At 64.9% G+C, this 22816-nt stretch carries 15 protein-coding genes and 1 pseudogene; 6 read left to right on the top strand and 10 right to left on the bottom strand.

Going from position 1 to position 22816, the window contains the following annotated elements; genetic code table 11:
• The first annotated feature begins 146 nt into the window (after positions 1 to 146).
• Positions 147 to 839 (top strand): peroxiredoxin, encoded by a 693-nt coding sequence (locus tag ACVWYI_RS18975; RefSeq protein WP_456664548.1) that lies wholly within the window; start codon positions 147 to 149, stop codon positions 837 to 839.
• Positions 840 to 949: 110 nt separating this feature from the next.
• The gene (locus ACVWYI_RS18970; protein ID WP_456662871.1) at positions 950 to 2311 is read left to right on the top strand and encodes a peptidoglycan DD-metalloendopeptidase family protein; all 1362 of its coding nucleotides are present in this window, start codon (positions 950 to 952) and stop codon (positions 2309 to 2311) included.
• A gap of 53 nt (positions 2312 to 2364) precedes the next feature.
• Here ACVWYI_RS18970 and ACVWYI_RS18965 read toward each other — a convergent pair.
• The 6 genes and pseudogenes from ACVWYI_RS18965 to ACVWYI_RS18940 form a co-directional block, all read right to left on the bottom strand.
• Positions 2365 to 3602 (bottom strand): annotated as a pseudogene (locus ACVWYI_RS18965) (ABC transporter substrate-binding protein).
• A gap of 106 nt (positions 3603 to 3708) precedes the next feature.
• Positions 3709 to 4620, bottom strand: a complete 912-nt coding sequence (locus ACVWYI_RS18960) for a DMT family transporter (RefSeq protein WP_456662870.1) — start codon at positions 4618 to 4620, stop codon at positions 3709 to 3711.
• A 137-nt stretch (positions 4621 to 4757) separates the two neighbouring features.
• Positions 4758 to 5639, bottom strand: coding sequence for an NAD(P)-dependent oxidoreductase (locus ACVWYI_RS18955; RefSeq protein ID WP_354103529.1), 882 nt, complete (start codon positions 5637 to 5639; stop codon positions 4758 to 4760).
• Positions 5639 to 6770, bottom strand: a protein-coding gene (gene prfB, locus ACVWYI_RS18950) for a peptide chain release factor 2 (protein WP_247347172.1) whose coding sequence is annotated in 2 segments (ribosomal slippage) — positions 5639 to 6700 and positions 6702 to 6770 — 1131 coding nt in all. Because the reading frame shifts where the segments join, the coding sequence is not laid out codon by codon here. The genes ACVWYI_RS18955 and prfB overlap by 1 nt, the downstream gene beginning before the upstream one ends.
• A 113-nt stretch (positions 6771 to 6883) precedes the next feature.
• The gene (locus ACVWYI_RS18945) at positions 6884 to 9385 is read right to left on the bottom strand and encodes a penicillin-binding protein 1A (RefSeq protein ID WP_247347175.1); all 2502 of its coding nucleotides are present in this window, start codon (positions 9383 to 9385) and stop codon (positions 6884 to 6886) included.
• A 232-nt stretch (positions 9386 to 9617) separates the two neighbouring features.
• A complete protein-coding gene (locus ACVWYI_RS18940; RefSeq protein WP_456662869.1) occupies positions 9618 to 10913 on the bottom strand; it encodes an N-acetylmuramoyl-L-alanine amidase in 1296 nt (431 codons plus the stop codon).
• Positions 10914 to 11611: 698 nt separating this feature from the next.
• Between ACVWYI_RS18940 and ACVWYI_RS18935 the strand changes: the two genes are divergently transcribed.
• Positions 11612 to 14659, top strand: a complete 3048-nt coding sequence (locus ACVWYI_RS18935) for an Rne/Rng family ribonuclease (RefSeq protein ID WP_456662868.1) — start codon at positions 11612 to 11614, stop codon at positions 14657 to 14659.
• A gap of 65 nt (positions 14660 to 14724) precedes the next feature.
• On the top strand, positions 14725 to 15957 hold the full coding sequence (locus ACVWYI_RS18930) for an NAD(P)/FAD-dependent oxidoreductase (protein WP_456662867.1): 1233 nt from the start codon (positions 14725 to 14727) through the stop codon (positions 15955 to 15957).
• Positions 15958 to 16056: 99 nt separating this feature from the next.
• Here ACVWYI_RS18930 and ACVWYI_RS18925 read toward each other — a convergent pair whose 3' ends face one another.
• Entirely contained in the window at positions 16057 to 16893 is an 837-nt protein-coding gene (locus ACVWYI_RS18925) for a helix-turn-helix transcriptional regulator (protein WP_456662866.1), read from the bottom strand.
• Positions 16894 to 16996: 103 nt separating this feature from the next.
• Here ACVWYI_RS18925 and ACVWYI_RS18920 point away from each other — a divergent pair, with 103 nt between their 5' ends.
• Positions 16997 to 17875, top strand: coding sequence for an SDR family oxidoreductase (locus tag ACVWYI_RS18920; protein ID WP_456662865.1), 879 nt, complete (start codon positions 16997 to 16999; stop codon positions 17873 to 17875).
• Positions 17876 to 17910: 35 nt separating this feature from the next.
• Here the strand turns inward: ACVWYI_RS18920 and ACVWYI_RS18915 are convergent, their stop codons facing one another.
• The 3 genes from ACVWYI_RS18915 to ACVWYI_RS18905 form a co-directional block, all read right to left on the bottom strand.
• A complete protein-coding gene (locus ACVWYI_RS18915; RefSeq protein ID WP_456662864.1) occupies positions 17911 to 19245 on the bottom strand; it encodes a dicarboxylate/amino acid:cation symporter in 1335 nt (444 codons plus the stop codon).
• A gap of 82 nt (positions 19246 to 19327) precedes the next feature.
• A complete protein-coding gene (locus ACVWYI_RS18910) occupies positions 19328 to 19882 on the bottom strand; it encodes a biotin transporter BioY (RefSeq protein ID WP_456664547.1) in 555 nt (184 codons plus the stop codon).
• 103 nt (positions 19883 to 19985) lie between these two features.
• Positions 19986 to 21173, bottom strand: a complete 1188-nt coding sequence (locus tag ACVWYI_RS18905) for a pyridoxal phosphate-dependent aminotransferase (protein WP_456662863.1) — start codon at positions 21171 to 21173, stop codon at positions 19986 to 19988.
• A 219-nt stretch (positions 21174 to 21392) separates the two neighbouring features.
• Between ACVWYI_RS18905 and ACVWYI_RS18900 the strand changes: the two genes are divergently transcribed.
• The gene (locus ACVWYI_RS18900) at positions 21393 to 22796 is read left to right on the top strand and encodes a M48 family metalloprotease (RefSeq protein WP_456662862.1); all 1404 of its coding nucleotides are present in this window, start codon (positions 21393 to 21395) and stop codon (positions 22794 to 22796) included.
• Positions 22797 to 22816 lie beyond the last annotated feature (20 nt).

Genomic DNA, 22816 nt, shown 5'->3' with positions numbered 1-22816 from the left:
CGAGCAGTGGGGTGGTGCGTGTAATTCCTTGTAACCAGACTCCGGCGTCGTCAGACTCGCCTACCTGAGGGCGCGATTCCGGCACACCGGACGAAGGCTGTAATACCGCTTTGGTTGACCCGCCGAAAGCGACGAAAGGAAGGCGTATGTCCCAGAAATCCCGAAAGAAATCGTCCAAAACGCCCTCCGGCAGTTCGACGGCTAAAAAGGCGCCCCTGAAAACGCGGGCCGCGACTCAAACAAAGTCCGCGAAAACACAGCGGACACCGGCGAGCAAATCAACTGGAACGATAGCAAAAGCAGCATCGCATAAGGCCGCATCGAAGCGGTTAAATTCTTCTAAATCCGCCTCCGCGCCCGGAACGGCGGCAAAGGCCGCCTTGGCCGAGGGCCAGAAGGCTCCCGCCTTCCGCCTGCCCCGCGACGGCGGCGGTGTCGTTGCGCTATCGGATTATGCCGGCCAGAAGCTCGTCCTGTTCTTCTATCCCCGCGCCGACACGCCGGGCTGCACCAGGGAGGCCATCGACTTCACCCGGCTGACCGGCGCCTTCGCCACGGCTGGCACGGCGGTGCTTGGTATCTCCGCCGATCCGTTAAAGGCCCAGGAGAAGTTTCGCGACAAGCACGGTCTCGACGTCCCCCTGATCTCGGATGAGAAGCATGAGATGTTGGAGGCCTACGGCGTCTGGGGCGAAAAATCGATGTATGGCAAGACCTTCCTGGGAGTTCTTCGCACCACGATATTGCTCGGCGCCGACGGCAAGGTCGCCAAGGTCTGGCGTAATGTCCGGGTCGACGGCCACGCCGACGACGTGCTGGAAGCGGCAAGAAGCCTTTAACCAATCCTTTAAATTCAAGGGGTTCCATTTCCGGAAAATTAACCATGACCGGCCCAGATTGCTGCGGCAATTAAGCCGTACGGACTCATCCGACCGGCGCGGGAGTGCCGATGTCGAAAAGTTCTGCCCAATATTCGCAGTACACCCAACATCACCCGCACGACCACGGACGGTCTTTCAACCGCCGTCCTGCCGCGACGGCGGCAGCCGCGATTCCCCTTCCGGACACCGATGACGCCTACACCATTGTGCATCACGGCAAGCAGGTTCGCCTGGGGCCTGTGGTGTTCTGGATCGTGGTCGGCACCGTCGTGCTGCTCGGGCTCTGGTCGGCCGCAACCGCGACCTATTTCGCCTTCCGCGACGACGTCCTCACCCGGCTGATCGCCCGGCAGGCCGAGATGCAATACGCCTATGAGGACCGCATCACCGAGCTGCGCGCCAAGGTCGACCGCACCACCAGCCGGCAGCTGCTCGACCAGGAGCAGTTCGACCAGAAGCTCGACCAGATCATGAAGCGCCAGACGGCGCTGGAGTCCCGGGCGACGGCGCTTGGCGCCATGCCCGACGTGACCGGATCGATTCCCCGCTCCACCCCGCAGCGTGGCGACGCGAGCCAGGCGACGCAGGGCACGCCAAAACCCTCGCCGATTAGCGATACCGTGATTTTCGTGGCGCCGCCGGATCGCGAAGCGCGGCTCGAATCGCGCGCGCCGACCCTCGCGGCTCCGCCGGTCAATCAATTCGCCAAGAACCAGGGGTTCGACAACGTCGTGGTTCGGCTCACGACCTCGCTTGACCAGGTCGAGCGTCGCCAGATGGCGGCGCTCAGCGCCGTCGAGGAAGGCATGGATTCACGCATGCGCCGGATGCGCGGCGTCGTCAGCGACCTCGGCCTGAACCTCGCAAATCTCGAAGGCGCCGTGCCGCGCACCGCGATGGGCGGGCCTTTCGTACCCGTAAAACTCACGGCCAGTTCAGGGCCGTTCGAGAAGCAGCTCTCTCGCATCAACACCACGCGTGCCGAGATGGACCGGCTCAATCGCACGCTCGCCCTCGTGCCCTATCGCAAGCCCGTCATCGGCGAGGTCGAGTTCACCTCCGGCTTCGGCGTGCGCAGCGACCCGTTTCTCGGCCGGTCCGCGATGCACACCGGGCTCGACTTCCGTGCCGCAACCGGCGATCCCGTTCGCGTCACCGCCAACGGCAAGGTCGTCTCGGCCGGCTGGTCCGGCGGCTATGGCCGCATGATCGAGGTCGATCACGGCAATGGACTTGCGACCCGCTACGGCCATCTCTCGGAGATCAACGTCAAGGTCGGCGAGATCGTGAAGATCGGTCAGGTCGTCGGTCTCGTCGGATCGACCGGCCGTTCCACCGGCCCGCATCTGCACTACGAAACCCGAATCGACGGCGAAGCGGTCGATCCGCAGAAGTTTTTGCGCGCCGGTGTGCGGCTGAGCGCCGGCTAGGCCTGCGCTTCTCGCTTTGGGTGCACGCGCTTAGCTCTGGCCGCCAGCCCTGACTATTGACTGCGCTCGTGGCCGACTTCGCCGGTGATGACGTCGCCGAACAACTCCCAAGCCTGCCCGTTGAAGCGCATCAGCTGCATCTGCTCGACCGGGAAATAGTCATCGGCCCGAGGTGTTGACCAGGATGCCGGGCAGCATCAGATCGGTGTGAAAATCCTTCAGGCTGGTGGCCTGCTTCATGACGTTGTCACGTGTGAGGTTGTCGCCGCACTGCTTCAGCACCTGCGCCATCGCCTCGGCCTGGACGTAGCCGTAAACGTTGTTGGCATTGGCCTTGTCGCCGTCAGGGTAATATTTGTCCATGAACTCGCGCCATTTGACCACCGCAGGATCCTTGTCCCAGGTCGGATCGGTCGGGTCCTTGAGATAGACGGTCGAGATGATGTCCTTGGAATAGTCGAGCCCGGCGGGCTTGAGCACCGAGGCGACCGAGGTCGCGGTGTTGGCGAGGAAGAATTTTGGCTTCCAGCCAAGTTCGCCGACCTTGCGGATCGCCTGCGCGGAGCCTTTGGGCGCAGCCCAGGAAAAGAAGATGTCGGCGCCTGAATCATGCAAGGCGACGATCTGCGAGTCGATCGAGGGATCGCTGACCTCATAGGATTTGTCTGCCGATGATCATGTTGGCCTTGTCGCCAAGCCCGTCCTTCAGGCCCTTGAACTGGTCCTTGCCGGCATCGTCGTTCTGCCAGAACACCGCAATCTTGCTGTTGGGGAATTTGTCGCGGATGTACTTTGCGTAGATCCGCCCTTCGCTTTGGTAGTTCGGCTGGAATCCCATGGTCCACGGGAAATTCTTGGGGTCGCCGAACTTGGTGCCTCCGGAGGCGACGAAGAGCTGCGGCACTTTCTTGGAATTCATATATTTCATGATCGCGGAGTTCGAAGGCGTGCCAAGCGGCTGGAAGATCAGCAACACCTCGTCGCTCTCGACCAGCTTGCGCGCCTGCTCGATCGCCTTCGGCGGCGAATAGGCGTCGTCATAGCTGATGAAATTGATCTTGCGGCCGTTGATGCCGCCCTGGTCGTTGACCATCTTGAAGAATGCGGCCTCGGTCTTGCCGATCACGCCATAGGATGACGCCGGCCCGCTATAGGGCATGATGTTGCCGAGCTTGATTTCGGTGTCGGTGGCGCCGGGATCGTATTTCTTCTGCGCCAGCGCCGGTGTCGTGACCAACACTCCGGCAGCAAAAATGGCGAGGGCAACAAGGTTTTCGCGACGACCCGGCATCGTTCTCTCCCCTATTTTGTAGTCTTGTTTTGCCGGGAGTGTCGCAAGCGGACTTGCCGCTGGCAAGCGCTTCGATTTTCCGCGACGTGAAACGACGATCCGGAACTTACGTGACGCGCCGCAGTAGATTTAGAACGCGTCCGTCGATCACCAGCAACGCGCTGCCGATGACGATGGCGCCCGCGATCTCACGCATGGAGATCGGCTCGCCCAGCACAAGCCATCCCAGAAGGACGGCGGTGACGGGAATGAGCAGCGTCACCAGCATCACATTGGTCGCGCCCGAGCGCCGCAGGATCTGGAAGAAGACGATATAGGCGAGCGCCGTCGACAGGCCGGCAAGGCCAAGCACCGCGAGCCAAATCGTCACGCCCGGCATCGGGAGACGCCACGGCTGCTCCATTGCGCCGGCGACGATCGCCATCATCACCGTGGAAGCCATCAGCTGAAATGCTGCCGTCCCCAGCGGGGCTGCGTCCTTCAACAACCGCCGCGCCGCCAGCGCCGCAAAGCCATAGCTGAAGGCGCCGCCGAGGCAGAGCAGGATGCCGAGCCCCTGCCCTGCCCGTGTTTCAACGCCCCATCCGCGCAGGATGATCACGCCGGAGAGGCCCAGCGCCACGCCGGCGACGCGGCGCAGCTGTAAGGCCTCTTCGCCTGCCGCCGCCATCACGATCACCGTGAACAGCGGCGTGGTGGCATTCAGGATCGACGCCAGGCCGCTCGGGATGAAAGTCTGTCCGATCACGATCAACGAGAACGGGATGACGTTATTGAGGAATCCAATCGCAACGAACGGCTTCCAGCCCGCCATGCCCTTGGGAAAACGGATTCCCTGGAGGCGCAGCAGCGGCAGCAGAATGGCCGCGCCCAGCCCGACACGCAACAACACCAATGTCAGCGGCGGCAACTCCCGCAACGCCGCACCGTTGAAGAAGAACGAGCCGCCCCAGAGGACCGAGAGAAGCGCGAGCAGCGACCAGTCCCGCGCGTCGATCCGGTTGTCGTTTGGGGGCATGGCGTCTCATCTCGGCGGCCGAGCTTGCCGCCTAGGACAGCACAGCGAACAGCGCCACCCGATTTCCGATGAAGCACCGGTTTACGAAGCCGATGCTCTAACGGAGCGAACGTGCCTACCGATGTCGATGTGATCCGCTATGACGGCTTCTTCGGCCGCGACACCAGCTCGATCATCTTGCCTTCATCGTCATCCGGCATCGCAGCTTTTGCCTGCGCGTAGGACTCGACCGCAGCGCGCGAGACCAGTGGCTTGTCGGCCAGCAGGCTCTCGGCGAGCTTCACGGCGTAGGCGGCGTCCTTGTGCCGCAGCGCCGCCGTGAACGTCGCGCCGCTGAAATCGCGGGCGACCATGCGCTTGGAGTGGCGCTGCACCTGCGGGCTTGCGGCGACGCCGGCCTGGATCGATTCCAGCACCAGATTCATGTCGAGCCCCGCCTGCTCGGCGATGGCGAGGCCTTCGGCGAGACCGACGATCTGGATGGCCCCCATCAGATTATTGACGAGCTTGTAGACGGTGCCGGTGCCGACCGCGCCGAAATGGCGGATGGTCGAGCCGATCGGTTCGAGATAGGGCCGCGCGCGTTCGAGATCGGCAGCGTCAGCGCCAACCAGCAGCGTCAGCTTTCCGCTCGCTGCGGCATCCGGCAACCCCGTCACGGGGCAGTCGATATAGATGAGCCCGCGCGCGTTGAGCTCGCGGCCCATCTCGCGGGCGTGGTCATAGGAAACGGTGGAGCATTCGATCGCGATGGTGCCGGCCTTCGCGGTCTTGGCCGCGCCCTTCGGGCCGAGCCAGACTGCGCGCGAGGCTTCGTCGTCGGCGACCATGGTCACCACCGCGTCCGCATCGATCGCGGCGTCCTCAGGCGAGGTCGCCCAGAGCGCGCCGCGCGCGATCAGGTCTTCCGCCTTCGCCTTGCTGCGATTCCACAGCGTCACCGTAAAACCGGCATCGAGATAGCGGCCGGCCATGCCGTGGCCCATCCGTCCAAGCCCGATGAAAGCGATCCGGGGCATCAGTCGACGTCCTCGATGTCAGCGCCCGTGGTGCCGAAGGCGCGCTGCGCCAGCGTCGCGGCCATGAAGTCGTCGAGATCGCCGCCGAGCACGCCGGAGGTGTCGGAGGTCTGCACACCCGTGCGCAGATCCTTCACCATCTGGTAGGGCTGCAGCACATAGGAGCGGATCTGGTGGCCCCAGCCGATATCGGTTTTGGCGGCCTGGTCGGCGGCGGCTTTCTCTTCGCGCCTCTTCAGCTCGATCTGGTAAAGCCGTGCGCGCAACATGTCCCAGGCCTGCGCCTTGTTCTTGTGCTGGGAGCGGCCGGCCTGACAGACCACCGCAACGCCGGTCGGAATATGCGTCAACCGCACCGCGGATTCGGTCTTGTTGACATGCTGGCCGCCGGCGCCGCCCGAGCGCATGGTGTCGACGCGGACGTCGGATTCCTTGATGTCGATCTTGATGCTGTCGTCGATCACCGGAAACACAGCGACCGACGAGAACGAGGTGTGCCGCCGCGCGTTGGAATCGAATGGCGAGATGCGCACCAGGCGATGCACGCCGGCCTCGGTCTTGAGCCAGCCATAGGCATTGCGGCCGGAGACCTGGATAGTTGCCGACTTGATGCCGGCCTCTTCGCCGTCGGACTCTTCCATGACCTCGACCTTGAAGCCGTGGGTCTCCGCCCAGCGCGTGTACATGCGCAGCAGCATCTGCGCCCAGTCCTGGCTCTCGGTGCCGCCGGCGCCGGCATGAACCTCGAGATAGGAATCGAAGCCGTCGGCTTCGCCCGACAGCAGCGCCTCGAGCTCGCGCCGCGCCACTTCCTTCTTGAGGTTCTTCAGCGCAGCTTCGGCTTCCTTGACGACGCCCTCATCGCCCTCGGCTTCGCCGAGCTCGATCATGCCGATGTCGTCTTCGAGCTCCTGCATGACCTTGCCGATGCCCGAGAGCGAATCCTCAAGCGAGGTCCGCTCCTGCATCAGCTTCTGGGCCTTCTGGGGATCGTTCCAGAGGTTGGGATCTTCTGCGAGCTTGTTCAGCTCAGCGAGGCGCGCCGTCGATTTCTCGACGTCAAAGATGCCTCCTCAGCAGCCCGACTGACTGCTTGATCTCTTCTACCAACCGTTCGATTTCGGCGCGCATATGGTTCTCTGGTCTCGCGGAATTGGTCCCGCGCGTAATTGAGATCGGGATGTAGCGGCGGCGGCTGCAAAGCGCAACCGCCGCCGCGAGGAACGTCCGTCTTGTCCTAAGTCTTAGTACAGTCCGCCGGTGCCCGGACGCATGAAGAAGCCGGAATCCGGCTGCTGCTGCTGCGAGGCCGGCATGCGACCGTCGGCGTCGGCAACGCCGATGACGGAGTAGTTGTCCGGCGGTGCAGTGCCCGGCTTGAAGGCTTCGAGGATGGTTCCGCCGGTCTCGCCCGGACCGGCGCGCATACCGGTCTTGGAGACGACGCGCACCAGCTTGATGCCGGCCGGCACCTTGAACGGAACGGCGGGCTTATCGGCGAGCGCGAGCTGGAGGAAGTCGCGCGCGATAGGGGCTGCGAGATGGCCGCCGGTCGCGGCGTTACCCTTGCCGAGCGGACGCGGCTTGTCGTAGCCCATGTAGATCGCGACGGCGACGTCGGGCGAGAAGCCGACGAACCACGCGTCCTTGGCCTCGTTGGTGGTGCCGGTCTTTCCGGCGATCGGCTTGCCGACCGCCTTGACCACGGTCGCGGTACCGGCCTGGACCACACCTTCCATCAGCTCGGTGATTTGATAGGCGGTCATGGAATCCAGCACCTGCTCGCGCCGGTCGATCAGCTGCGGCTCGTTCTGGTTCTTCCAGCCGCCCGGCGCGTCGCAGCCACGGCATTCGCGCTGGTCGTGCTTGAAGATGGTGTGGCCATAGCGGTCCTGGATGCGGTCGATCAGAGTCGGCTTCACCCGGCGGCCGCCATTGGCGAGCATCGAATAGGCCGTGACCATGCGCATCGCCGTGGTCTCGCCGGCGCCGAGCGCGTAGGACAGATAATTCGGCAGCTCGTCATAGACGCCGAAGCGGCGGGCATATTCGCCGATCAGGGGCATGCCGATGTCCTGCGCGAGGCGCACCGTCACCGTGTTGAGCGATTGCCGCAACGCGTTGCGCAGCGTCACCGGTCCCTGGAACTTGCCCGAGGAGAAGTTTTCAGGCCGCCAGACGCCGGCGCCCTGGCCCTGGTCGATTTCGATGGGCGCGTCGAGCACGACAGTCGAGGGTGTATAACCGTTGTCGAGCGCGGCCGAATAGACAATCGGCTTGAACGACGAACCGGGCTGCCGATAGGCCTGCGTGGCGCGGTTGAACTGGCTCTGGTCGAACGAGAAGCCGCCGACCATCGCCAGCACGCGGCCGGTCCAGGGGTCCATCACCACCATCGCGCCGGACACTTCGGGAATCTGGCGCAGCCGGTACTGGCCCTCGACAGGCTGGCCGTCCTTGTACAGTGGATCGGCATAGATCACGTCGCCGGACTGGAGCACCTGCGACACCGCGCTCGCCGCCCTGCCCTTCGCAGCCCCGGTGGCCGCCTTTGCCCATTTGATGCCGTCGAGCGTGATGAGACCGGTCTCGCGCTGCTTGCTCACCGCGCCGCCGAGCTCACGGCTCGGCTGGAAGCCGATGCGCGCCGACTGGTCGCTGGTCTCCAGCACCACCGCCATGCGCCATGGCGAGATGTCGGAGAGCGACTTGATCTCGGCGAGCTTCACGCCCCAATCGCCCGAAATATCGAGCTTGCTCATGGCGCCGCGATAGCCCTGCTGTTCGTCATAGTTCACGAGGCCGGAGACCATGGTCTTGCGCGCCATGACTTGAATCTTTGGATCGAGCGTGGTGCGGACAGAGAGGCCGCCCTCGTACAGCTTCTTCTCGCCGTAGCGCTCGAAAATGTCGCGGCGGACTTCCTCTGCGAAATATTCGCCGGCGAAGGTGTGGGCACCGTTGGAACGATTGGTGACGGCCAGCGGCTCCTTGCGCGCCTTGTCGGCGTCGGCCTGCTTGATCCAGCCGTTCTCCAGCAGACGGTCGATCACGTAGTTGCGGCGCTCGATCGCGCGGTCGCGGTTGCGAACCGGATGCAGCGTCGCGGGCATCTTCGGCAGCGCCGCGAGATAGGACGCTTCCGCCACCGTCAGCTCGTTCACCGACTTGTCGAAATAGACCAGCGACGCGGCCGCGATGCCGTAGGCGCCGAGGCCAAGATAGATTTCATTCAGATACAGTTCGAGGATCTTGTCCTTCGAGTAGGTCTTCTCGATCCGCATCGCCAACAAGGCTTCCTTGATCTTGCGGGCAAAGGAGACCTCGTTGGTCAGAAGGAAGTTCTTGGCGACCTGCTGGGTAATCGTGGAAGCGCCCTGCGGACGGCGGTTGGAGCCGTAGTTCTGGATGTAGGCCACGCCGGCGCGCGCCATGCCGGTGTAGTCGATGCCGCCATGCTCGTAGAAATTCTTGTCCTCGGCCGCGAGGAACGCGTTGATCACGAGCTTCGGCACCGCCTGGATCGGCAGATAAAGCCGCCGCTCCTTGGCGTATTCGCCGAGCAGCGAGCCGTCGGTCGCGTGCACGCGGGTCATCACCGGCGGCTCGTAATCCTGGAGCTGAGAGTAGTCCGGCAAGTCCTTGGAGAAATGCCAGATCAGGCCTGCGACGGCACCGACACCGACCAGGAACAACACCGTTCCCGCGGCGAACAGGAAGCCCATGAACCGCACCAGCAAGCGCATTATCTGTTTATCCGTTCAAACTCTGGATCAGCCCAGTATCAGCCCCTTGGCACCCAAAACTGGCGCCAACCTCACGTCGCGAATTCACCGGCCTTACTCGATACTATCCGTGCCGGATCCAAGACGCTTGCCGAGCGGGATTCTCGCCGATTCCGGAACCCCCTGCGGCGTTTTTATAAAGCGCCCGCTGTGGCCAAACTAGGGCTTTTGCGGCGGGACGGAAAATCCCCTCTCAATTCGACGACCCGGCGATGGCCATGCGCTTGGCCAGGAACCCGTCGATCGCCTGCGCCATCGAGCCCACGGCGCGCGACCGCCATCCCTCGGAGACCAGATGCTCGAGGTCGCCCTTGTTGGAGACGTAACCGATCTCGACCAGCACCGACGGCACATCGGGCGCCTTCAGCACCCGGAAGCCGGCCGACTTCAGGGGGTGCTTGTGCATCCGCACCGTCGACTTCATTTCGCCCATCAAGAGGCGGGCAAAGCGGCTTGAAAAGGTACGCGTTTCCCGCTGGGTAAGATCGATCAGGATGTCGGCAACATCGGTCGGCTCCTCCGCAAGGTTGAAGCCGGCGATGGCGTCCGCCCGGTTTTCCGCGTCCGCCAGCCGCTGCGCCTCGGCGTCGGAGGCCTTGTCCGACAGCGTGTAGATCGTGGCGCCCTGCGCATCGCCTTCGGCACGCGGCAGCGCGTCCGCATGAATAGAGACGAACAACGCCGCCTTGAGAGCGCGGGCGACTTTGACCCGGTCGTTAAGCGGGATGAAGGTGTCGTCGTCCCGCGTCATCACCACGCGATATTTGCCGGTCTTTTCCAGCCGCTCGCGCAGCGCCAGCCCAAAGGCCAGCACCAGGTTCTTCTCGCTCTCGCCGCTCGACTGCGTGCCGTTGTCGATGCCGCCATGGCCAGGATCGATCACGACCACCGCACGGCCATCGGCCTTCTGCTGCCCTGACTCAGGGGGGGTGGATCCGGGAACCGTTGCCGGCGGCGGATCGGCAATTGCGGGCCGCAGCTCGGGACGGTTTTCCGGAGCGAGCGACGGCACGAAGGCGGCGCGATCGACCACCTCCAGTTCGAGCACCAGCCGGGCTGGTTGGCCGTTGGCGGCCTCCACCACATAGGAATTGGCGATCTTGGCCGGGCCCGCCAGGTCGAACACGATTCGCGAGCCGCCGGGCATCACCAGCCCGTAGCGGAAAGCCTTGACCAGTCCCCGTCCCCCGGCCCCGGTGCCCGCGGGGAGTTGAAAATTGACCTGGGGGACGTCGACCACCACCCGATACGGGTCAGCCAACGTGATGGCGCGGAAGGTAACGGTCTGGTCGATGTCGAGGATAAAGCGAGTCTGCTTGCCGTCACCGGCCAGCCGGGCGGCCGAGGCGATTGGGAAATTCGCTGATGCAACAGAGGATTGGGGCTGGCTTTCCGCCGCCTTCAGGCGCGAGGAATCAGCACACGGCAATGCCACGGCGCAGAGCAGCGCGCATCCCAGCAAAAACCTTTGATTTGCGCGGCTCGCCACCGATTCCGTGCCTCCGAGCAGCCTCTTTAACGCAATAGAACCACAGGGTTAAACGATCCTTAATGACAGGCACGCGAAACTCGCTGACTGTGACCGCCGTGCGACGCTCCTTGCACGGATGACCCAATCCACGTATGTACGGAATGCTGACGGCCGATATTTCCGGTTGTGTCGCATTCAGCCTCCCGGTGCAGCGCCGGAACTCTCAAGGTTTGGGAATTCCAGCGTTTTTCCGTTCCCCTCAAGTCCAGCGCGGTGCGCGGCAGCGAGGTGGGGCGGGGCAAGCCCCGGCGGCGGACGGTCCCCGGTTACCACCACGTTTCCGGGACGGTTCTGACAGCGGCGCAACCCGTTACCCGGTCCCTTAATCTCAAGGGAGCGGTTCGTATACCCAAGGCGCGCTCGCGCCATGCCTGGCCAGCAGCAACTGATTGAGGGGCGGCCCCGCCGCCCAATGTTTCATACGGGCCGACGCTTGATGCGCCAGACTGTGCCGACCAATTCTGAAGGACCATTCGCGACGCTGCGGAGTAACAATCCCGCGCGCCGCTTCGGTCCTTCGGCTTCCGGTTCGGCAAGGCGCGAGAGACGGCGTTTCGGCCTTCCCCTCACCCCCGAATCAGGTGGACCGTCGCGTCACCCGGCAGCGCTGATGGCGCCCACGGTGAATCGCGCCCGCCGCCGCCGAGAGTTAAGACATGCCCAACAAGATGTTGATCGATGCCACCCACCCGGAAGAGACCCGGGTCGTCGTGGTCCGCGGCAATCGCGTCGAAGAGTTTGATTTCGAGACCGCACAACGCAAGCAACTGCGCGGGAACATCTACCTCGCCAAGGTCACGAGGGTCGAACCCTCGCTCCAGGCCGCCTTCATCGAATATGGCGGCAACCGCCACGGCTTCCTTGCGTTCAGCGAAATTCATCCCGATTACTACCAGATCCCGGTTGCCGACCGGCAGGCGCTGATCGAAGCCGAGGAGCAGGCCCACCGCGAGGCCGAGGAAGAGAGCGAGAACCGTTCCCACGGCCGCCGACGCTCGCGCCACCGCAACTCCCGCCGCCGGAGCCAGGGCGAACGCGTCCGCAGCGACGTCGTCGAAGGCGCCGATCCCGCAACCCAGCCGCTCCAGGGCGAGGCCCTGCCCGAGGGCGCTTCGCACGAGGGCGAGCACCTGCACGCCGGCGCGGAGCATCACGGCGAGCACGAAGGCCACGATCATCACGATCATGACCACGAAGGACATGATCACGACCACGATCATCATGCCCATGGTGACGATCATCACGCCCACGACCATGACGACCATGGTCATCACGGCGAACACGATCATCACGACCATGATCATGACGACGAGACGCCAGCGCCTGTTGCGGCGATCGGCACCGAGCCCGTGGTCGCCACCGAGGCCGTTGCCGAGCAGCAGGCGGCTGCCTTCGAAGCACACGCCGACAATCTCGCCGAGGCCGTAACGTCGGCCGCCGAACCGGCCGACGCCGTGTACGCCGCCGGCGAGAGCGCCGAGGCTCCGCATCACGAATCCGACGCGGCGGGCGAGGACGACGACGACGAAGACGACGAGGAAGCCGAAGAGGACGTCGTTGAATCCGTCGGCGGCGACGATGTGCTGGAGGAAGTGCCGGAGCGCACCTTCCGTCCGCGCCGCCAGTACAAGATCCAGGAAGTCATCAAGCGCCGCCAGGTGATGCTGGTGCAGGTCGTCAAGGAAGAGCGCGGCAACAAGGGCGCGGCGCTGACGACCTACCTTTCGCTCGCCGGCCGCTACGCCGTATTGATGCCGAACACCGCGCGCGGCGGCGGCATCAGCCGCAAAATCACCAGCGCGCAGGACCGTTCGCGCCTGAAGGAAGTGGTGCAGGATCTCGACGTGCCCGAGGGCATGGGGATCATTCTGCGCACGGCGGGTGCCGCCCGCACCAAGCCCGAGATCAAGCGCGATTTCGAGTACCTGATCCGGATGTGGGAGACGGTGCGCGACATGACGCTGAAGTCGCAGGCCCCCACCCTCGTCTACGAGGAAGGCTCGCTGATCAAGCGCTCGCTGCGCGACCTCTACAACAAGGAGATCGACGAGATCTCAGTTGCCGGTGAATCCGGTTACCGCGAAGCGCGCGACTTCATGAAGATGCTGATGCCCGCCAATGTGAGCGCGGTGAGGCAGTATCGCGACGGCCAGCCGTTGTTCTCGCGCATGGGCGTCGAAAGCCAGCTCGACGCGATGTTCTCGCCGACCGTGCAGCTGCGCTCCGGCGGCTACATCGTGATCAACCAGACCGAAGCGCTGGTTTCGATCGACGTCAACTCCGGACGCTCGACGCGCGAGCATCATATTGAGGACACCGCGCTCAAGACCAATCTCGAGGCCTCCGAAGAGGTCGCGCGTCAGCTTCGGCTGCGCGACCTCGCCGGCCTGATCGTCATCGACTTCATCGACATGGACGAGAAGCGCAACAATCGCGCGGTCGAACGCAAGCTGTCCGATTGCCTCCGGCAGGACCGCGCGCGCATCCAGGTCGGACGCATCTCGCATTTCGGCCTGCTCGAGATGTCGCGCCAGCGCATCCGCGCCAGCGTGCTGGAATCCTCGACCGATCCCTGCACGCATTGCGGTGGCACCGGCCATGTGCGCTCGGTGTCCTCGGTTGCGCTCCAGTTGCTGCGCGGCCTCGAAGAGATTCTGATGAAGGGCGCGACCCACAATCTCGTGGTCCGCACCCGCACCGACGTCGCGCTCTACGTGCTGAACCACAAGCGCGGCCATCTGCGCGACCTCGAGAACGGCTTCAAGGTCACGTTGTCGGTCATCGCCGACGCGAGCGTCAGCGGACCACAGGCCTATGTCATCGACCGCGGCGAGCAGGTGCATACGCTGGAAGCCGCCAAGGCTCTGCTGGCGGCGCAGGCGGCCGCAAGCCCGCCGCCCCTGGTCGAAGAGGCCTATGACGACGAGGAGTTCGATCCGGAGACCGAATCCGAGGTCGAGACCGAGGAGACCGAAGGTCTCGTCGAAGAGCAAACCGCAGGCGACGCCGCGTCCGAGCAGGACAGCCAGCGCCGCAAGCGTCGCCGTCGCCGCCGCGGCCGCGGTGGCCAGCGCGACGAGGAGACGCGCGAGGATGGCGCTCCCGCTGTTGCCGAGACGGCCGTAGCGGCCGGCGAAGGCGAAGAGGAAGTCGAGGCCGAGCAGGACGGCGAGGAAGGCGAGGAGCAGGCAGCCCGTGGCGAGCAACAGGCCAGCGCCGACCGCCGCCGCCGGCGTGGTCGCCGTGGCGGACGACGCCGGCGCGGTCCTGGCGAGGAAGGTCTCGCCGGCTCCATTGGCGACGAACTCGCCGCCAATGCGCCGTCGGAAGCGACCGACGCGGTTGCGGATTTCGACGGTTTTGGCGGCGAGGCTGCGCCCTCGATCGCGCAGGCCGAGCACACCTCGGAGCCGCAGGTCACCCAGCCAGAGCCGCGCGCCGAGGCACGGATCGCCCAGCCTGAGCCGGCTCCTGCTGCCGCGGACGAAGAGCACGCCGACGACAAGGCCGCACGACGCCGTTCTACGGTTCGGGAAAAAGTGAGCTTCGGGTCAAGCAGCCCGAGTGAGCCGGCACCGGTTGCGCAGGCAGCCGAGCCGGTTGCCCCGCCGGCTCCGGAGCCCGCGCCGGAAGCAGAAAGTCAAACATCGTCCGCACCGCGTCGCGCCGGTTGGTGGTCGCGCCGCTTCGGCGGCGGCGAATAAAGCGAACAAAACTGTTGAAACCGCCCGGCCAAACCGGGCGGTTTCGATTTGGCGAGGTCATTCCGATGCAAAGCGCGATCGTACTTGGCGGCGGCATGATCGGCGTCAGCGCGGCACTGCACCTCCAGCAGCGCGGCTGGTCCGTTACGCTGGTGGATCGCAGGGAGTCGGGCCGCGAGACCAGCTACGGCAATGCCGGGATGATCCAGGCGGAAGCGGTCCGCCCCTATCCGATGCCGCGCGACATCGCCTCGCTCCTGAAGATCGCCACGGGCCGCACCAACGACGTGCGCTACAGCTTGTCGTCGCTTCATCTCCATATCGAGCCCCTGCTCCGTTACTGGTGGCATTCGGCGCCGAAGCGGCATCGCGAGGCGACCGACGCCTGGGCGCGGCTGATCGCCTACGCGACGGTGGAGCACGACATCCTCATTCGCGAAGCCCATGCCGACAATCTGATCCGCCGGGCGGGATACCGCCATCTGCATCGCGACGCTGCATCGTTCGATCTCGCCGTCAAATCGGCGGAAGAAGACCAGCGCGAATTCGGCGTGAGATTTCGTGCGCTCTCGGGCGCCGAGCTCGCCAAGGCCGAACCGGTCCTGCGCGACGATTTGCCCGGTGCGATCCATTGGCTCGACACCTGGACCGTGTCAGATCCCGGCGCGCTGGTCACGGCCTATGCCGAACTGTTCGAGCGCCTCGGCGGCAGCATCGTGCTCGGTGATGCCCAGAGCTTGCAGCAGACCGCCACCGGCTGGTCCGTCGATACGGATCAGGGACGCATCGATGCCGCCCACGCCGTCGTGACGCTCGGGCCGTGGTCGCCCGATCTGCTGCACAAATTCGGTTATCGCATTCCGCTGGTCCGCAAGCGCGGCTACCACATGCATTACAGCGGCGGCGCGTCGCTCGATCTGCCGCTGGTCGACAAGGCCGGTGGCTACGCCATGGGTCCGATGGCCAAGGGCATCCGCATCACCACCGGCGCGGAGCTGACCGGCCTGGACGCGCTCGCAACGCCCGTGCAGCTCGCCAGCGCCGAAGCCTCCGCGCGCGAGCTGATCGACCTCGGCAGACGCGTCGAGCCCGATCCGTGGTTCGGCACCCGCCCCTGCACGCCCGACATGCTGCCGGTGCTCGGGCCTGCCCCACGCCATCCCGGCCTCTGGATGAACTTTGGCCACGGCCACCAGGGCTTTACGCTGGGCCCTGCAACCGGACGATTGCTCGCCGAGATGATGAGCGGCGAAACGCCGGCGATTGATCCGACGCCTTACCGGCCGGAGCGGTTCTAACCTTCGGTGCTCGCGGCGAGGACCGCGAGCCGGCCGTCCCATTCGCGTGGGGCGCGCTGACGGATCAGCCGCATGGTCGGAGACCAGGGGCTGTCCTCGTCAGTCGACCTGCCCGGCGAGCAGCTTTTTGATCCGCTCGGCATCTTCGGGTGTCGCCGGGTTGTAGACGATCATGCTGAGATCGGAGCGGCCCTCGACATTGAAGCTCGAATATTCGAACGACATGGTGCCGTGAACTGGGTGCCGCAGCCGCTTGGTGCCGTCGCCATGATGGCGTACGTCGTTGTCGCGCCACAGCGCTGCGAATTCCGGACTGGTGCGGCAGAGCTCATCGACGAAATCGGCGACATGCGAGACCGCGCCCGCCCGCGCGGCATCGGCCCTGAAGGCTGCCACCACGAACCGCGCCACGCTGTCCCAGTCATGATTTGCTGCGCGCACCCGGGGATCGCAGAAGATGAAGCGCAGGATGTTGCGCTGTCCCGGCGGGATCGCGCCGTAGTCGGTCAGCACCACGCTTGCGGCACGATTCCAGGCGACGACATCCCAGGTCGCGGTCCGCACCAGCGCCGGGCTGACTTCGAGTGCATCGAGCACGCGCTGCAGCCGCGGCGAGACGCCTTCGCGCGCCTGGTAACGCACCTCAGGCGGTCGGCCGAGGCCGATCAGGAACAGGTGCTCGCGCTCGACATCGGTCAGCATCAGCGCACGCGCGATGCGGTCGAGCACGTCGGCCGACGGCGCGCCGCCGCGGCCCTGCTCCAGCCATGTGTACCAGGTCGGGCTGATATTGGCGCGCTGAGCCACCTCCTCGCGGCGCAGCCCGGGCGTACGCCTGCGGCTGCCGGCGAACCCGAACGCGGCGGCATCGAGCCGGGTGCGGCGGTCTTTGAGGTAGGTCCCCAAAAGGTTCTCAGCTGTCGCGGTCTCGCTCATCCTGTTAGCTCTTATACCCTGATAATCTCACTACTTTACCCGGATAAACCTAGCGCAGATGGTCGTCTCCACCAACCTCTCAAAGGTTTCTTGGAGATTACTCATGCGTGTTTTCGTCACCGGCGCCACCGGCTTCGTCGGCTCCGCCGTGGTTCGGGACCTGATCGCCGCCGGCCATCGCGTTACCGGCCTTGCCCGCAGCGAAACCGGCGCAGCCGCCCTCGCCGCGATGGGCGCCGAGGTCCATCGCGGGTCGCTGGAGGACCATACGTCCCTGCGCAGCGGCGCCGCTGCTTCGGACGGCGTCCTGCACCTCGGCTTCAACCACGACTTCTCGAAGTTTCTGGACAATTGCGAGCTCGACCGCCGCGCGATCCTGGCGATCGGCGAGGAGCTCAACGGCTCTGATCGTCCGCTCATCGTCACCTCCGGCGTCGCGCTGCTCGCCCCCGGCCGCCTCGCGACCGAGGACGACGAGTCCGCGCACGGCTTTCCACGCCTGTCGGAATCGACTGCGTTGTCGCTGACCGGCGTCCGCGCAGCCGTGGTTCGTCTTCCGCCGTCCACCCATGGCGAGGGCGATCACGGCTTCGTCCCGATCCTCATCAACCTTGCGCGCCAGAAAGGCGTGTCAGCCTATGTCGGCGACGGCCGCAACCGCTGGCCCGCCGCGCATCGCTTCGATGCCGCGCGCGTCTATCGGCTGGCGCTGGAGCAAGGCGCAACCACGAAGCACTATCACGCGATCGCGGAGGAAGGCGTGCCGTTCAAGGCGATTGCGGAGGTGATCGGCCGACGGCTCGGCGTGCCCGTCGTGTCCAAATCGCCGGAGGAAGCGGCCGCGCATTTCGGCTGGTTCGCACAGTTCGTGGGCGTCGACGTTCCGACCTCGAGCGCGAAGACGCGTGCTGCTCTCGGCTGGACGCCGAAAGAAAAAGGGCTGATCGAGGATCTCGACCAGCCCTGTTATTTCGCGACCTGACGGCGCAGCTAGCGCCGTCACAGGCAACCAGCAAATCAGTCCGTCGTGACAGCCGTTTCCATGTCGGTCGGATCGATCTGCCTGGCGAGGTTGGCGTTGAGCTTGTCGCGATCGAGTTCGCCCTCCCACCAGGCGACGATCACGCAGGCCACGCCGTTGCCGCACAGATTGGTCAGCGCGCGGCACTCGCTCATGAACTTGTCGATGCCGAGCACGATCGCCATGCCCGGCACGAGGCGCGGATCGACCACGGCGAGCGTTGCCGCCAGCGTGATGAAGCCCGCGCCGGTGATACCGGAGGCCCCCTTCGAGGTCAGCATCGCCACCACCAGGATCGTCAGCTGCTGGCCGAAGGTGAGATCGAAACCCAGCGCCTGCGCGATGAACAGCGTCGCCAGCGTCATGTAGATGTTGGTGCCGTCGAGATTGAACGAATAGCCCGTGGGCACCACGAGGCCGACCACCGACTTCGAGCAGCCGAGGCGCTCGAGCTTTTCCATCAAGGACGGCAACGCGCTTTCCGAGGACGAGGTGCCGAGCACAATCAGCAGCTCGTCCTTGATGTAGGCGAGGAACTTGAAGATGGAGAAGCCGGCGAAGCGCGCGATGGTACCGAGCACGACGAACACGAACAGCGCCGCGGTCAGGTAGAACGTCGCGATCAGGCCGACCAGGTTGAGGATCGCCCCGGTGCCGAACTTGCCGATGGTGTAGGCCATCGCGCCGAAGGCGCCGATCGGCGCCGCGCGCATCACGATGGAGATGACTCCAAACACCGCATGCGCGGCGTCGTCGATGAAGCTGCGGATGGTGTGACCGCGCTCGCCGAGCCCCATGATGGCGAAGCCGAACAGCACCGAGAACAGCAGCACCTGCAGGATCTCGCCTTGCGCGAAGGCGCCGACGACGGTGTCCGGAATGATATGCAGCACAAAGTCGACCGACCTCTGGCCTTCGGCCTGCTTGGCGTAGTTGGCGACGGCCTGCGCGTTGGCCGCGGCGCTGCCGAAGCCCGCACCCGGCTTCACCAGATTGCCGATGATAAGTCCAATCACCAGCGCGAAGGTCGAGACGATCTCGAAATAGACCAGCGCCTTGACGCCGATGCGGCCGACCTTCTTGGCGTCCTGGATATGCGCGATGCCCGAGACAACGGTGCAGAAGATGATCGGCGCGATCACCATCTTGATCAGCTTGATGAAGCCGTCGCCGAGCGCCTTGACCCATTCGTTGGTGGCGATTGACGGCCAAAGCCAGCCGACAATGGCGCCGAGCACGATCGCGATCAGCACCTGGACATAGAGAACCTTGTACCACGGCTTGGCGGCCGGCGGCGCGACCGGCGCCCCCGCCATCGTTGTCGTCGTCATTGTTTCACTCCCCCTCAACTCAGAGCCAGCCAAGATCAACTTGGCCGACCCTGTCAATTGGAACTGCTCGCTATTGCGCGTTTTACCGGCAATCGACGACCCGGCGTATCGCCGGCATCAACGTCGCGCCAAGCGCGTTCTTGACCAGCGAGGCCGCAACGAACGGCAGCAGGCCGACCTGCCACGCCTTCGCGGCGCCCAGGCCGAGGCCGAAGGCCAGCCAGCCAAAGCCCGCGGCCAGAATGAAGATGTGGCCCACGGCCATGGCCGCAAACAGCAGCACCACGCTGCGGTCCCAACCGCGCTCGGCGAGCCAGCCGGTGACGAAGGCAGCGCCAATGAAGCCGAACAAATAGCCCGCGGTCGGGCCGACCAGCGGTGCAATTCCACCGACCGGACCGGCGAATACCGGCAGGCCCATCGCGCCCTCAGCGAGGTAGGCGACCATGGTTGCGCTGCCAAGCCGCCAGCCATAAGCGGCACCGATCATCAACACGACCAGCGTCTGCAATGTCATGGGCACGTAAGGCAGCGGCAGGTTCACCTTGGCGGACAGCGCCATCAAGCCGGTGCCGAGTGCAATCAGCACGAGAGCGCGAAGTGCGCCGACGGCTTCACCCGGCCGGGTCGGCCACATCAATGCGGCGAGAGAAGAATGAGAAGTGGCGGTGGACGGGACGGAACGGTCAGACAAAATTGAACTCCGGAGGCTGTCGAAGAAGGCTGTCGAAAACTCGCGGCTATTTAAGCCAGTGAGCGATCCGGTCAACTGCTTCCCGCATCTCCTCTGCCGAACGCGCATAAGAGAGCCGTATGAATGAACGACCGTGGATGGGATCGAAGTCGAGGCCTGGCGTGACCGCGACGTGCGCCTGCTCCAGCATCTGCTTGGCGAACTCGAAACTGTCGGAGGTGAAGTCCGAGACGTCCGCATAGAGATAGAATGCGCCGTCGGCCGGCAGAAACCTGGTCAGGCCGGCCTTGGGCAATCCCTCGATCAGGATGCGCCGGTTTTCCTGATAGCCGTTCTTGATCTCCTCCATCTCGGCCGCGCCGTCGAAGGCAGCCTCGGCCGCGATCTGCGACAGCGACGGCACCGAGATCGACAAGTTCTGCTGGAGACGCTCGATCGGCCGCACCAGAGTTTCGGGCACGACCATCCAGCCAACGCGCCAGCCCGTCATGCAAAAATACTTCGAGAACGAGTTGATCACGAGTGCGTGGTCCGACAGCGCTGCCGCCGTCACCGCGGGAAACGCATAGTCGAGCCCGTGATAGATCTCATCCGAGATGAAACGGATGCCCGCGTCTTCCGTCGCCGCGATCAGGCCAGCGAGCGCCTCGCGGGACATCATCGTCCCGGTCGGATTGGCGGGGCTGCCGACCAGCACGCCCTTCAGCGGCGCCTTGCGGTGGGCGGCCAGCAACGCCTCGCCGGTCAGCGCATGGCGCGTCTCGTTCGTGGTCTCGATCAGCACCGTCTCGCAGCCGAGCGCGGTGAGGATATGACGGTATGGCGGATAGCCCGGCACCGTCACGGCGACGCGGTCGCCGGGCTCGAACATCGCCAGGAAAGCCAAAATGAACCCGCCGGAGGAGCCCGTGGTCACCACGACCCGCTCGGGGCTGACGTCACAGCCATAGGCGTCGCGATAGTGTCGCGCGATGCGCTCGCGCAGGCTGGGGATGCCGAGCGCGGAGGTATAATCGATCCGACCTGCCTCGAGCGCCGCATGGGCGGCCGCAATCGCGGTCTTCGGCGCGCCGGCGGCGGGCTGGCCGACCTCCATGTGGATGACGTGGCCCCCGGCCGCCTCGATTCGGGCCGCCGCGGCCATGACGTCCATGACCATGAACGGGGGAACATCGCTGCGGCGGGAGGGCTCGAGCCACTGCCCCAACCGGTTCCTCAATGTCGCATCGTTCATCGTTTTCTGCTATTCGCTGGCGGACTGGTCCGTCCCGTCCGGGAACGGGGCGCTTGCGCCCCAGACTGGCCGCATTGTACGGCTCATAAGGGGTAAAGCGCACAAGGGCATATCGCGTATCCGGTCCGCCGCCAATCGACAAAACCAATCACGAAGCTCCTTGACCAAGACTGCTTGACCAAGACTGCTTGAACAAGTCCGTTTGACCCAGACCGCTTGATGTTGCTCCAGATCGCATTGCGCAAGAAGGCCACCGTTCTCACCGCCCTCGTCACGGCGGCTGCGATTGCGCTGCTGCCGTTGCCGGCCGCGCAGGCGCAGATGAAGGGGCCGCCGGTGCTGCGCGACACCGAGACCGAGCAGCTCCTGCGCGAATACACGCGCCCGATCCTGCGCGTCGCCGGTCTGGAGAAGCAGAACATCCAGATGGTGATCGTCAACGAGGGCTCGTTCAACGCGTTCGTCGCCGATGGTCGCCGCATCTTCGTCAATTACGGTGCGCTCCTTCAGTCGGAGACGCCGAACCAGATCATCGGCGTGCTCGCGCATGAGACCGGGCATCTGGCCGGCGGCCATCTGTCCAAGCTGCGCGAGCAGCTCGCCAACGCCCAGACCCAGATGATCATCGCGATGCTGCTCGGCGCCGGTGCGATGGTCGCAGGCAGCACACGCGGCAGCGGCAGCGCCGGCAACAATGGGCTGGCCAATGCCGGCGCGGCGGCGATCGCCGGACCGCAGGAGATGATCCGCCGTACGCTGCTGTCCTATCAGCGTCAGCAGGAGGAGAACGCCGACCGCGCCGGCGTGAAATTCCTGACTGCGACCCAGCAGTCGCCGAAGGGCATGTACGAGACCTTCAAGCGCTTCACCAGCGAGAGCCTGTTCGCGGCACGCGGCACCGATCCCTATCTCCAGTCGCACCCGATGCCCGCAGAGCGCGTCGCTGCACTCCAGCAATTCGCCAGCGCCAGCCCCTATTGGGACAAGAAGGACGATCCCGCGCTCCAGCTCCGCCACGACATGGTGCGCGCCAAGATCTCCGCCTTCATGGAGCGGCCCGAGACGGTCTACCGCCGCTATCCCCAGACGAACGACAGCATGCCGGCGCGCTATGCCCGCGCCATCAGCACCTATCTCCATGGGGATTTGCGCAGCGCGCTCGCCCAGATCGACGCGTTGATCCAGGTCCAGCCCAACAATGCGTATTTTTACGAAGTGCGCGGCCAGGCCCTGCTGGAGGGTGGCAAGCCGGCCGAGGCGATTCCCGCCCTGCGCAAGGCTGTCGCACTCTCGAACAACGCCCCCCTCATCGAGATGTTACTTGGGCAGGCGCTGGTTGGGTCCGATAATAAGGCCTACACCGATGACGCCGTTCGGATTCTCAGGAGCGCGGTGGCACGGGAACCGGAGGCCCAGCTCGGCTACATGCAGCTCGCGATGGCCTATGGTCGGAAGGGAGACTATGCCGAGGCGGATCTCGCGTCGGCACAGGCCGCTTATCTGCGCGGCGACAACAAGACCGCCCGCGAGCTTGCGACGCGCGCGAAAACCCGTTTCGCCGTCGGCACGCCCGGATGGGTCAAGGCCGACGACATCGTGGCGTCAAAACCGTCGCGCAACTAAATCGACCAAGCTACGCCTTA

The sequence above is a fragment of the Bradyrhizobium sp. LB13.1 genome, from assembly GCF_054056815.1.
Note: the sequence above shows the minus strand (reverse complement) of the source record. Positions and strands in the feature narration are given on the sequence as shown.